The organism is Rhodococcus sp. C3V (assembly GCF_029269915.1).
In the GTDB taxonomy this organism is placed as follows: Bacteria; Actinomycetota; Actinomycetes; order Mycobacteriales; family Mycobacteriaceae; genus Rhodococcus_F; species Rhodococcus_F qingshengii.
The window spans coordinates 217,178-229,688 of sequence record NZ_JARJBE010000005.1; the positions used below are offsets into that span (position 1 = coordinate 217,178).

The window sequence follows — 12,511 nt, forward strand, 5'->3', positions numbered from 1 at the left end:
CACTAAATCAGGGACTTTGGTCCGAATTTTCGACTTGGACGCTTATTTGGTGTCCGAATTGGGTAGTTTCACATCATCTAACTCGTTCAAAATTTCGATCCAGCGGTCACGTCCAGTGCAGCCAGTCGAACAGGAGTCGGATGAGCAGCCCATTTCGTGATGCCGCTGCAGTAACGCTCGACGCGGCTCACCGCGTCGGGCAAGCGCACGTGCCAGGCGCCGCACTCAACGGTCGTTTTCACCCGCCAACTGCCGTGAAAGGACTGGTCGCGCGTCCGCGCCTGCACCGCAAACTCACCGCATCCACTGCCACCAAAGGCTCAGGCCCCGGGCCTGTCGGGTTGCTCTCGGCTCCGGCCGGTGCGGGGAAGACCCTACTTCTGGCCGATTGGGCTCGCGAATATTCTCGAGCCTCCCCTGATGTTGCGCTGGCCTGGCTGACGTTGGCCGAGCGCGACAACAACGTGTCGATACTGTGTGAATCCCTCGCCGAGGCGATCGCGACCTCGGTCGATGCGGCCGGCCAGAGGCTCCCCGTGCAGACCGGATCCAGGCCGCCCGTCGAGCAGTGGCTCGCGCACTTTGCGGAAACCCTCGAAACGCACGAGCGCCGAACAACGTTGATCCTCGACGACGTTCACACCCTCCACGATCCGATGTCGATCGGTCTCCTCGATCGGATACTCACACAGACCCCGGGCAACCTGTCGATTATCGTTGCCGCCCGCTACGAACCACCGCTCACCTGGCATCGTCTGGCTCTCGACGGCCGACTCACCCGCTTTGCATCCACCGATCTCGCTTTCGATCGCTCCGAGATCACCGCGATATTCGGCGAGTACGACATCACGCTGCGCGACGACGAACTCGCAATCGTCGAGAACTTCACCAAGGGGTGGGGCGCCGTCGTTCGGCTGACCGCCGCGTTTCTGGCCGGCCGCAGTGACATCGGCGATGCACTGAACGAGTTCACGCACACACCCCGCCCGATCGCCGACTTTCTCGTCGACGAGGTACTGACGTCCTTGCCCGAACATGTCACCTCGTTCATGTTGCGAACATCGGTAGTCGATTCTTTCTCCGCCCAACTGGCGGAAACTCTGACGGACTCGAACGCTCTATCCGAGATCGACTCGCTGATTCAGTTCAACTTCCCCGTGACCCGTACCGATTCCGCCGACCACACAACGTGGTTCAGCTATCACCCTCTCTTGCGCGAGCACCTTCGGGCAGAGTTCCGTCGCGTCGATCACGTCGAGAGAAACCGCGTACACCTGCGAGCAGCAAGCTGGTTCGAAAGCAATCACTTCGAACTCGAGGCGCTCGAACTCGAGGTGTCGATCGGAGACCCATGCCGCATTCTCGCGTTTCTCGAACGCTGCGGGCTGGGCCTCGTACTCGACGGGCACTGCGGGGACGTCGTGCGAGTCCTGGAATCCGTGTCGACGCAGGTCTCGGAATCCCCGATCACCCGACTGGTGCTGGCGGCGGCCGCCCTCCACTCCGGTGACGTGACCTCGGCGACCACGTGCCTCGATCTTCTCGAGGCAACTCATCCACCGATTGCAGAAGATCCATTGTTCCTGGCGATGAGCCTGGAAATCTCCTGCGTTACGGCGACTTCCGACAACGAGCCGCTGGCGGCACGTCTGGAGCGGCGGCAGAAAAGCACCCACTCCGACATCGAAGCCTACGCACACATGGAATTGGCGACGGCACACTTACTGCGACGTGAGTTCGACAGGGCGACTGTCGAATACACTCAAGCCGTCGCACTCGGGACAATACGGGGCAGGGCGCGATTCGTCTTGAAGTCGCTGACCGGACTGGGCTACGTAGCTTCTCTCAGCGGAGACATCGGGGCGATGAGGGCTCACTCCGTCTACGCTCTCGACTACGCGGTCGAACATCGCATCACGACGACTGCGGAGTACGAGTTGTCCGCGTCGGTGGCCGCCTTTGCCACATATCTCTGCGCTTCGAGCGAACTCCCGTACCGCATCCCGACAATCGGAAACTACCGGAGCACAGACGTTCTCGGCGCCAGCGCGCCGGTGTTCGGGTGGCACTCCGTCGTAACCTTCGGCCTTCACAGTCTCGACGGCTCGACCGACCGACGCTCGACCGCCGCCGATGTTCGCGACGCGATGCTCAGCGCGATCGAATTACGTACCTTTGCGTTCGCGACCTTGGCTCTTCTACCACCCGTCGTCCACGCATGCCTTTCCGTCGGCGAAGTGGAATGGGCAGCGAGACTCGTGCGTGACGCAGCCGATCAATTCGGAGAAACGTCGGAGATACATCTCGCACGGGGTGCCGTCGCCTTCTCGTCCAACAAGTTCGCGGAAGCACTCGTCGAAGTTTCCGAAGCTCTCGGGTCCTCCGAAATCCCGTTGCTCGCACATCACGTCTACGCCTGGACACTCGAAGCCGGGATCCACGCTGCAACAGGTCACGAGCGCAAGTCGTTTCGCTCCCTCCACAAAGCGCTGCGCGCCGCGGAAGCCGGTAGCCTGCTACGCCCCTTCCTCGACTACAGCGCATCCCTGCGACCGGTGTTCGACGAGTTCAGTGGACATTTCGGCGATCAGGAAGCATTTGCCGAACAGGTACGTAGCCGCATTCGCCCACAAGAATTGGTGAGTGCACCGATCCTCACGCCAGGCGAATACACCGTGCTCCGTGAACTGGCTTCCGGAGACACCACCGAGTCCATTGCCGACACGCTGTTCCTTTCCGTCAACACCATCAAGACGCATCTTCGCGGGATCTATCGCAAGTTGGAAGTGAGCAACCGACGCGACGCGCTCAAGGCTGCACGACGCGGCGGACTCATCTGAGCAAGACTGCTTCCATGCCCCCGAAGCTGTATTCCGATACGCGCGATCGATTGACCGTGTGGGCGAGACGTACACCCAGTCGACGGTTGGCGACTGATGCAACCATCGGGGTCTTCGAAGTCGGGCTCGTGGACAGCGCCATGACTTTGGCGGCCCAGGCCTTTACGTCATTGCTCCCGGTCATGATTGCAGCGTCGACCTTGGAGAAGCTGAAGCCGTTGGCTGATGCCGCCAAAGACGACCTCGGCGTCCAACTCCCCGACACCGTATTGACCAGTACCTCTACCGCGGCAGCGTTCGGGATTGTCGGCTTGCTCATGCTGCTGATCAGTTCCACGTCCTACGCTCGCGCTCTCGGCCGGATGTACGGACGGATCTGGAGCGTGCCGACGGCGACACTCCGTCAGGCGTGGCGGTGGTTCGCGGTAGTGTGCGTCGTGGCCGCGTCGGTGGTCGGTGCGGCCCTGTGCCGTGAACTGAATGGTGTTCCGGGAGTGGGCAGAGTCCTGGAATTCACAGCGGTCTACGTCGTGTGGGCACTCGTGTGGACAGCCGTGCCCATGCTGCTGACGGCCAATCGCATGACCACTCGAATGTGCGTCGGGTCAGGATTGCTCACCGCGACGGGCCTGACCGGACTGCACGTGGCCGGCACTCTTTTCCTCCCCCGAATGACAAAGACGTCGCAGGACGAGTTCGGTCTTCTGGGCGTGATGTTCACCGTCATCGGCTGGCTGTTCATCTTCTCGGCCATCGTGGTTGTCGCGTCGTCGATCGTCGGATCAGTGGCCAAAGATTCCGGTCCCCTGGGAATCTGGCTATGGACATCACGCTGAGGTGTTGTCTCGACCTGCAAGCGCTTGCGAGACGGTCGGATAGACGTCGACCTTCAGCGCGCCCTGGTCGGCACCGGACAGAACGTCGCGGAACTGCCCGATGTCGCGTGCCACTCGGAAGCTCACATTCCTGCGTGCCAACGAATCTCGAAGCTGAGCCAACATCTGCGCAGCGCTGACGTCGATGAACGGTGACGTCTCGGCGTCGAGAACGACCATGGTGGTGCCGGCGGTCACCAGACCGGTGATCTGATCACGCACGTGATCGGCATTGGCGAAGAACATCCCCGCTTCGACCCTGACCACTACGACGCCGTCGAGTGTCTTCAGATCAGGATGCCCACTGATGTCGACCCAGCGCGTACCGTCCTTGACCAGAGCAGCCACGTGCGGTTTGGAGACTCGATACAGGAGCAGCAACATCGAGACGGCGATTCCGATGATCAGACCGGGCAACGTGTCGAAGAGGAGAACCCCGAACATCGCCGCGATCGCCGCGGCGAAATCGGCCCGGGCAGCGTGCCCGTAGATACTGCCCAACCTCTTCGTCCACACCCGGTACAGCGCTGCGAGGGAGGAGAAATCGACCAGTTCGATCACTGCTGCGATGACCACAGCCGAGAGCGTCGCCTCTGGCAACTTCTCGAACAGGCCAGTGAGAAACAGCAGTGTCACCAGCGTCAGTGCCGCGACCACCAGTCCGCTGACCTGAGATTTGGCGCCCGCTCCTCCGTTGACAGCGGTCTTCGACAGGCTGCCGTTGACCACCATTCCCGAGCAGAGACCCGATCCGAGATTGGCCGCACCCAGTCCTGCCAGTTCACGATTGGCGTCGATGGTGTAGCCGGCCTTGGCCGCGTATGTCTTTGCAGCGCCAAGACCTTCGGCGAAACCGATGAGCAGAACGCCGACCGCCGGTCCGACCAGGTCGAGGTAGTCCTCAGCTCCCACACCGTTCGGCAGGCCCATCGACGGCAGGCCCGAGTCGATGTGTCCGACAATGTCGATGCCACGATCGTCGAGGCCGAACAACGCTACTGCGGTAATGCCCAGCAGCACGACGAGGAGCGAACCCGGTACGAGCGGAAGCCATCGCTTGACGCCCAGGACCATTGCCAGGCTGAGCAATCCGATGATCACGGTCGGTAGGTCGACCTCACCCAGTTCCTTCACCACTGTCCACGTCTGGACGAAGAAGTTTCCCTCACCCTTGTCCACGCCCAGGAGTTTGGGTACTTGACCGATGATGATCGTGAGCGCCAGACCGACGATGAATCCCTTGAGAACCGGCTCGGAGATGAAGGACGCGATGAATCCGAGGCGCATGAATCCTGCGAGCAATCCGACGAGCCCGGTCACGATCGCCAATGCCGCCGACAGCGCGATGAATCGGCCGTCGTTTCCTGAAGCCAATGGCGCAATCATCGCCGCGGACAACGCTGCGGTCGCCGACATCGGCCCGACGATCAGATGGCGCGAACTGCCGGCTGCTGCATACAGAATCAATGACGGAACCGCAGCATAAAGCCCGACCACCGGCGGAACTCCGGCGATGGTGGCGTACGCGAGCGCTTCCGGAACAAGGACAGCCCACACCGTAAGGCCCGCAATGATGTCGGGGCGAAGCCAAGCGCGTTGATAGTCGGACAACGATCCGAAGACCCACCAGGTCCGCGTGTGCGGAGCACTCATAGTCCTTGCACCCCTTTACTGATCTGCATCGCCGCGATCAGGACGAGGAGCCCGACGTTCAGCAAGTGCGTGTTGGTGGCTATCCAGGTGCGGATCTTCAGCAGCGGTTCGGTTGCCTCGTCCTTCTTGATCAGCAGGAGGGCAACAGGTACCGCGACCGAGGTCACGGACACCAGCGAGAAGATCACGGCCGAGACGATCTGCGACGTCGGTGCCACGGTGCTGAGACGAAGGTTCATCGCTGCTGCGATGGCACACGACATGTCGATGGGGTTGAGAACGAACAGCGCGAAACCGAGCACACCGGATCGCATTGGTTGGAAGTGCTCAACCGATTGCAGCATCTTCGGCAGCTGAGGGGCCGCAGCCACAACGTCGCCAGGGGCAACTGCAGCCGCCATCGCCTGAACCCCGCGACGACTGCGTGAGTAGACGAACCAGGCACCCGCCAGCAGAGTTGCCCCGAGAACGAGATGGATGACGGGCACCCACAGCGGAGGGTGTGTGCGCTGATGAACCTGGAGTGCGGTCAAGATGACGTACGAACCGGCCAGCGCGACAACTATTCCGAGATACCACCCGATCAGGTACGCAATGCTGTTGATACGCGCTCGTTCGGAAAACAGTACGGCCACAACGGCGACAACCGCCAGCGGGCTCATGATGATCCCGAGCGCCAGCGGGATCTGTTGCAGTAGCAGCGATCCCATAACTACCTCCAGTTGTCAGAGACCGCCGATGCCCTTGCCGATGAGAACAACACCGATAACCAGGATCAACACACTCATCACCGTGGCGTTGTTTTCCTGCAACCACACCTTCAGCTTGGCCAGCGGACCACGCAGTCGCTCCGCGGCAACGAGGTAGCCGATCACGGGCACGCACACTGTGCAGGCCGCGATGATCGTGAAAACCAGAATGGCGACAACAACTTCTCCGGAGCCCAATGACGCGGATCCGATCGAGATTCCGGCCGCGATACACATCATCAGATTCTTCGGATTGATCGCAGCCAGAGCGAAGCCCAAGCCGAGGCCTTTGACAGCGGTCATGTCATCGATGGCGTGCATCCACTTCGGGGTTTCGTGCTCGCCTCCGCGTCCGCGCCATTGCTTGACTCCGAACGCAAGAAGCAATACACCCAACGCCAGCTTGATCCACGACACTGTCGCTGACGGATCACCTTCGGAGTCACCGAGCTTGCTGGACAGAAGCACGAAGATCACGGTGGCGACGACGATTCCCAGTATCCAGCCCAGCGCGAACCCGACGCTCGTGCTGCCGGCACGCTTGGACAACAACATCAAGATTGCCGCGATGATCGGGATCGGCGATACCGCAACGCCGACCGCGAGGGGTAACAGATCCCCGATGACAGATCCCATGCCGACCTCTTCTCTCTCTCCCGGTCGACACTAGGGGTGGCGACTCTACGGAGCCTCACACAAAAGGGATGAACGGACCCGCGACGACATTCACCCGTAGGGGATGACGCCCCGAGCGCGTACGGGAGTAAGACTGGATCCCACGGATGCGGAGTCCTGGATCGGGCAGCGACGCCGATTGCACTTGACGACATGCGATTTCGAGGCTCGGAGCGCTGCCTTCTCGAACCTCATGGCCCTACGAAATGGAGCGGATACTGATGAATGCTCCCACTCGGTATCAATTCCTCATCGACGGCGAAGTGTCGGACCGCGTCAAGGCCGCATTTCCTGAACTCAGTGTCGCCAGTGCGGCCGGCGGGTTCACCAGTTTGTACGGACCCGTCGCGGACCACACGGCTATGCGGAGCATCATGGCCCGTCTCGATTCCCTCGGCCTGACCGTCGCCGAAATGCGTCGACTCCCAGACTGATCCGAGCCACACCCTGTCGAAATGTCCCACGCACGAGCGATGGTCCCGACCGAGTCGACTCGGTCGGGACCAACTGCTCTCGGGTTGTTCGGTGCCTAGACTCTGTCCCTGTCCCAGGTCGCGACCGCCCAGATCACAACGACATCGAGCGCGATGACCAGGATCGACCACAGTGGGTAATACGGCATCCACAAGAAGTTGGCGATGATCGAGAGCGACGCAATGACGATTGCCGCCGCCCTGGCCCACACTGCACCGGTGAAGAGGCCGAGGGCCACCACGATCCCGATGATGCCCAAGATGATGTGGATCCAACCCCACGTCGTGATGTCGAACTTGTACGTGTAGTTGATACCCACGACAAACAGATTGTTGTCGGCAACGGCCGCGATGCCCTGAAGCAGAGCGACAATGCCTGCGGTGAGCAGCAGGATTGCTGCTGCAAACGTCGTACCTACCGCGAAACCCTGCCGGACAGGGTGATTCGCGGGTTCCCGCGGTGGAGCAGTCATCAGCGTTCCTTTCGACAGAATGCACTTCCCTTACTCAGTCTCGAGGGGCTGGAAGGCGAAAACATCACCCGTCGCGGATGAACCGCAGGTCACCGACCCGTACCCGTTTGCCGGGATCGCAAACCAATGTTGGCAGACTGGCACTGTGCAACACACCGTAGTCGTGATCACCGATATCTATGCTCCACCGGCGGTGATCTTCGATCTCGAACTCGACATGGACGAACACTCGGCCTCGCTCCGCGCAACAGATGAGGTGGCAGTCACGAGTACGGGTAGATCGACGCTGGGAGAGGGCGACGAGGTGTCGTTCACTGCTCGGCATCTCGGGTGGAGATTCTCGATGACAAGCCGGATCACGCAGTACAACCGTCCGTACTCGTTCACAGACGAGCAGGTCCGCGGCCCGTTTGCCGCAATGCGGCACGAGCACGTCTTCGACGTTCAGCCGGGTGGGTGGACGCGGATGCATGACCGCTTCACGGTTACGGCCCCCTTCGGGGCGCTCGGACACCTGGCGCTGAGGTTGGCTGTCGGCCCGTATCTGCGGCGCCTTCTCGAGCAACGCGCCGCGCACATCAAGGGCCGCGCAGAAGTCGGCACGCCTTTCATCGAGTGAACACCCGCTCTGACGCACCGCAGCGAGTGCTCACTCGACAAAACCTGTGTTCACTCAGCAGCAGTCGCACTCGTCACCGCTCTCGGGCACAGCCACAACCGGGCAGCACGGATCACCCTTCCACGCGTTGATGCCTTCTTTCACCGCGATGACGGCGATGACCAGTGCCGCAATCGGATCCGCCCACGACCAGCCGAGCAGCGAGTTGAGCAGCAAACCGACCAACAAGACAGCAGAGAGGTAAGTGCAGAGCAGCGTCTGCTTCGAATCCGCGACCGCCGACAGCGAACCCAACTCCCGACCGGCTCGGCGTTGCGCATAGGACAGGGCCGGCATGATCGCCAAACTCACCGCAGCCAAGAGTATTCCGACGCTCGTGTGCCGAGCTTCCCCCAGACCGAACAGCGACCGAATCGCGTCGAACGAGACGTACGCAGCGAGCCCGAAGAACGAGAATGCGATCACTCGCAGTGCCGCCTTCTCACGGCTCGTCGGATCCGGCGCCGAGAACTGCCAGGCAACAGCTGCCGCCGAGGACACTTCGATCACCGAATCGAGGCCGAAACCGAACAGTGCTGCGGACGACACTCGTGTGCCCTCCGCCAGCGCGATGATCGCTTCGACGACGTTGTAGCTGATCGTGATCGCCACGAAGATGCGAATTCTTCTCGACAAGAGCGCACGCCGGTCAGTCGAGAGCCCGACACCGTCAACGGGCGCAACCATCAGCAGCACCCCTCTGATTCGCTGTCCGGGCAGTACGACGGATCCACCGCGAGTACGACCCCGAGCAGGTCGTCGAGGGCCCGACCGATATGTACATCGGCGAGTTCGTATCTGGTCCGGCGCCCTTCCGGGACGGCCACCACCAAGCCACAACCGCGCAGGCACGCCAGATGGTTGGACAGCTTCTGCCTGGTCACAGCCAGCGTTTCAGCGAGGTCGGACGGATACCGCGGTGCGGTCTTCAGTTCGAGCAGTATCCGTGTCCGAGTCTCGTCGGACAGTGCATGCCCGAACCTCGCAAGCACCGCCACGTTGGTCACCACATCTACGCCCTCGATATCCATACGTGCGACAGTACATCGAAAACTGGATTCAGAAAACGATGAACTCCGATGGTTCAAGATCCCACCATCGGGTAACGCAAGCGTGAAGCCACCCAACCAAGCGAACACCGGGAGCCCACATCCGATGAACCGTACAAAAGTCGACGACCACGTAGCGATGGCCGAACTACCGACAACCGGAAGCATCTTCCAGGCCTCGTGGCCGGTGCGTACGGGTGACATCCACACCGACAAACAACTGCGCCTCGACGCGATCGCGCGCTACCTCCAAGACGCGGGCTTCGACAATCTCGTCGACCGCGGCGCCATGGATACACACCCGCTGTGGATGGTACGAAGAACGGTGATCGATGTACTCGAACCGGTCGTCTGGCCGGATCGAGTTCACCTGCAGCGCTGGTGTTCAGGCCTGTCGAACAAGTGGTGTTCGATGCGAGTTCGCATCAGATCCGATGGCGGCGGGTTGATCGAAACCGAGGCGTTCTGGATCAACATCGACCCGAAGACGGGAATGCCGGCATCCATCAGTGAGAAGTTCACCGCTGCCCTGGCATCGACGGCCGTGGACCAGCATCTTCACTGGCGTCGGTGGATCGACCCGACCCCGGACACGACGCCGTCAGCGGATACGCCGTTCCCGTTGCGCTCGAGCGATTTCGACCCCTTCGATCACGTGAACAACGCAATCTACTGGCAGCCCGTGGAAGATGCGCTGCCCGACAGATTACGAAGCGGGCCCTTTCGCGCGATCATCGAGTACACCCAGCCCATCAAGAGAGGTGAGCAGGTGAGCGTGCGAACCGGCACGAACACGCTGCACATCGACGCAGGCGACGAGGCACGTGCGTCGGCGCGGTGGTTCGCCTTGTCTCCGAAGAGCAACGATCAGGGGTGAAGTTTTCCGAATCCCACGACGGCAGAGTCGGATTGCCAGTCCAGATCATGAACCCGCACCTTGCCGAACTCGTTGCCGCCAACCGTGACCGCAGAGTTGCCGTCCACTGCCACAACGATGTTGGTGTGCTGACCGACCCATCTCGAACTGTCGTAGATCACCACATCACCCACATTCGGGGTGTACCCGCTGCCGTTCTCGGCGTACGCGCCGATCCCTTGGTAATACTCCTGCAAGGTGTACACCCCCGGGATGCGCCAACTTCCGGAGTTCGGGTTGGACAACGGTCGACCCGCTTCCCTCATGATCCAGCTGACAAAGTCGGCGCACCACTCTTCGTCGATGCCGTCGGAATAGAAGGTGCCCGGACGGTCCTGCTCATGCTCGGATTGCAGTAGCTCGAGCACCCGACCTTGATCAGACGTGAGCGCACTCGCGTCCACCGCCGGGAACTCAGCCGTGTCCCAGGGCAGGTACCGCGATGGTGCGATCGCGACGACCACCACCCCAACCACGATCACGACGCCGAGCACCCCGGCAATCCAGAGCACGATGCGGCGTCGGCGGTTCGATTCGGCAGGACTCACCCTTACGAGTGTGCCAGCCTGCCGCGGACCGAATCGCCAACCACCCCGATGACCTGGCAATTCTCACCAAATTCACACGAATGTGCCACCAAACTATTGCGGTGGCACCAAAGTGGTGCCATAGTGATGCCATGGACTTGACACCGTACGTAGACAACCTTCGCCACGAACTCGCGGTGGCGGCCGAAGCAGGCGGAGAAGACGCAAAGGCACTCGCCGATCGTTTGACCGCACCGCTGGAATCAGCAGTGCGACTCACCCTTCTCGACGCATTGTCTGCGGCAGCCGCCGAGATCACGCGTGACCTCGCCCCGGGTTCGGTGGACCTGCGCCTGCGGGGACGCGAACCCGAATTCGTGGTGGCACCAGCCATCAGTGAACCGGTTCCAGCCCCCGTCGAAGAGGACCCGACTCCGGCACCGCGCCCCGTCACGGAGTCCGACGACGCCTCGATGACTCGAATCAACCTGCGGCTGGGGCAAGACCTCAAAGACCGGATCGAGGCGGCGGCCCGGGAAGCCGGGATCTCCGTCAACGCGTGGCTGGTTCGCTCGGCTGCAACGGCTCTGGAAGGCGGCGCGAACAGAAGCACTCCGAGACAGCGCACGTCCCAAGGTTCCGAAAGCTTCAGCGGCTGGGTGCACTGACACCGGCTTCATCTTTCGCACCACCCTCTTTCATCAACCGAGACAACCTCATCGGGAGTATCACCATGCCTACATTCAGCACACCTGACCCCATCACCTTGAACTTCGACGTGGCAGTCGGACACATCCGGATCACGGCGAGCAGCCGCAACGACACTGTCGTGGAAGTGTTGCCCAGCAACTCGTCTCGCGAGGTCGACGTTCGAGTCGCCGAACAAACACGCGTCGAATTCGCAGGTGGCCGGCTGCAGATCAAGACTCCGAAACAGCGCGGCCTCGGCATCTTCGGGAAGACAGGATCTGTGGACATCTCCGTTCAGCTTCCCTCCGGCTCGGAACTCGAAGGCACTGCCGCAGTTGCCAACCTCCGTAGCGAAGGCACTCTCGGACGATCACGGGTGAAGGTTTCCGCGGGCGATTGCACACTGGAAACCACCGGGCCGCTCAACATCAGCACCGGGGCCGGCGCGATCATCGTCGAGCACGTGGCCGGTGACATCGACACGAGCACCGGGTCCGGAAGCATCCGCATCGGCCGCGTCGACGGCAACGCGGAGGTCAAGAACTCCAACGGCGACATCAACATCGGCACGATCACCGGCGCACTGAAGGCGAAGACCGCCAACGGAAGCGTCGCCGTCGAGCATGCCGAATCCGATGCGAGCGCCGCAACCGCCAACGGCGACATCCGCTTCGAGGCCATCGAGAGTGGAGTCGTATCCGCCAAGACGGCCGCCGGACGAATCCATATCGGTGTTCGATCCGGAACCGCCGCGCGATTCGACGCTCATACGTCCTTCGGCCGCGTCGACAACCAGATGAATGCCACGCACGGTCCGGCTTCCACTGAACGCCGGGTAGACGTCCGGGCACACACCAGTTACGGCGACATCGTCATTCGACGTTCGGAGCCTCGAGAAGAATCCAACAAGAAGATCTAGCGAAAGGAACGCTG

At 61.5% G+C, this 12,511-nt stretch carries 14 protein-coding genes; 7 read left to right on the forward strand and 7 right to left on the reverse strand.

Going from position 1 to position 12,511, the window contains the following annotated elements; all coding sequences use genetic code 11:
* The first annotated feature begins 140 nt into the window (after positions 1–140).
* Together P3G66_RS15885 and P3G66_RS15890 are read left to right on the forward strand one after the other, a co-directional pair.
* Entirely contained in the window at positions 141–2,840 is a 2,700-nt protein-coding gene (locus P3G66_RS15885) for a LuxR C-terminal-related transcriptional regulator (RefSeq protein ID WP_276116838.1), read from the forward strand.
* Positions 2,841–2,854: 14 nt separating this feature from the next.
* Positions 2,855–3,676, forward strand: coding sequence for a hypothetical protein (locus P3G66_RS15890; RefSeq protein ID WP_276116839.1), 822 nt, complete (start codon positions 2,855–2,857; stop codon positions 3,674–3,676).
* Here the strand turns inward: P3G66_RS15890 and P3G66_RS15895 are convergent.
* From P3G66_RS15895 to P3G66_RS15905, 3 genes are read right to left on the reverse strand one after another with little or no spacing between them, the layout of a single operon-like run.
* Positions 3,668–5,368, reverse strand: a complete 1,701-nt coding sequence (locus P3G66_RS15895; protein ID WP_209910300.1) for a SulP family inorganic anion transporter — start codon at positions 5,366–5,368, stop codon at positions 3,668–3,670. The genes P3G66_RS15890 and P3G66_RS15895 overlap by 9 nt on opposite strands.
* Positions 5,365–6,078, reverse strand: coding sequence for a GAP family protein (locus tag P3G66_RS15900; RefSeq protein ID WP_058038384.1), 714 nt, complete (start codon positions 6,076–6,078; stop codon positions 5,365–5,367). The genes P3G66_RS15895 and P3G66_RS15900 overlap by 4 nt, the downstream gene beginning before the upstream one ends.
* 15 nt (positions 6,079–6,093) lie before the next feature.
* Positions 6,094–6,753 carry a GAP family protein gene (locus P3G66_RS15905; RefSeq protein WP_007730384.1) on the reverse strand — a complete coding sequence of 220 codons (660 nt, stop codon included), beginning with the start codon at positions 6,751–6,753 and terminating at the stop codon, positions 6,094–6,096.
* Between the two features lie 260 nt (positions 6,754–7,013).
* Here P3G66_RS15905 and P3G66_RS15910 point away from each other — a divergent pair, with 260 nt between their 5' ends.
* Positions 7,014–7,226, forward strand: a complete 213-nt coding sequence (locus P3G66_RS15910; protein WP_003943015.1) for a hypothetical protein — start codon at positions 7,014–7,016, stop codon at positions 7,224–7,226.
* Positions 7,227–7,321: 95 nt separating this feature from the next.
* Here the strand turns inward: P3G66_RS15910 and P3G66_RS15915 are convergent, their stop codons facing one another.
* A complete protein-coding gene (locus P3G66_RS15915) occupies positions 7,322–7,738 on the reverse strand; it encodes a hypothetical protein (protein WP_003943077.1) in 417 nt (138 codons plus the stop codon).
* A gap of 145 nt (positions 7,739–7,883) precedes the next feature.
* On the opposite strand from P3G66_RS15915, the gene P3G66_RS15920 reads away from it, so the two are divergent.
* Complete coding sequence (locus P3G66_RS15920; RefSeq protein ID WP_050655037.1) at positions 7,884–8,357, forward strand: SRPBCC family protein; 474 nt, start codon at positions 7,884–7,886, stop codon at positions 8,355–8,357.
* Between the two features lie 54 nt (positions 8,358–8,411).
* Here P3G66_RS15920 and P3G66_RS15925 read toward each other — a convergent pair whose 3' ends face one another.
* Both P3G66_RS15925 and P3G66_RS15930 read right to left on the reverse strand, forming a co-directional pair.
* On the reverse strand, positions 8,412–9,083 hold the full coding sequence (locus P3G66_RS15925; protein ID WP_238704792.1) for a cation transporter: 672 nt from the start codon (positions 9,081–9,083) through the stop codon (positions 8,412–8,414).
* Complete coding sequence (locus P3G66_RS15930) at positions 9,083–9,427, reverse strand: metalloregulator ArsR/SmtB family transcription factor (RefSeq protein ID WP_007730375.1); 345 nt, start codon at positions 9,425–9,427, stop codon at positions 9,083–9,085. Before P3G66_RS15930 ends, P3G66_RS15925 begins: the two co-directional genes overlap by 1 nt.
* Before the next feature lie 124 nt (positions 9,428–9,551).
* Between P3G66_RS15930 and P3G66_RS15935 the strand changes: the two genes are divergently transcribed.
* Positions 9,552–10,322 (forward strand): acyl-ACP thioesterase domain-containing protein, encoded by a 771-nt coding sequence (locus P3G66_RS15935; protein ID WP_261255641.1) that lies wholly within the window; start codon positions 9,552–9,554, stop codon positions 10,320–10,322.
* Here the strand turns inward: P3G66_RS15935 and P3G66_RS15940 are convergent.
* Complete coding sequence (locus P3G66_RS15940; protein WP_039973153.1) at positions 10,313–10,909, reverse strand: CHAP domain-containing protein; 597 nt, start codon at positions 10,907–10,909, stop codon at positions 10,313–10,315. The genes P3G66_RS15935 and P3G66_RS15940 overlap by 10 nt on opposite strands.
* A 131-nt stretch (positions 10,910–11,040) precedes the next feature.
* On the opposite strand from P3G66_RS15940, the gene P3G66_RS15945 reads away from it, so the two are divergent.
* Positions 11,041–11,556: a toxin-antitoxin system HicB family antitoxin gene (locus P3G66_RS15945; RefSeq protein WP_007730367.1), complete on the forward strand. Its 516-nt coding sequence runs from the start codon at positions 11,041–11,043 to the stop codon at positions 11,554–11,556.
* A gap of 65 nt (positions 11,557–11,621) precedes the next feature.
* Entirely contained in the window at positions 11,622–12,497 is an 876-nt protein-coding gene (locus tag P3G66_RS15950) for a DUF4097 family beta strand repeat-containing protein (protein ID WP_208690114.1), read from the forward strand.
* The last annotated feature ends 14 nt before the right edge of the window (positions 12,498–12,511 follow it).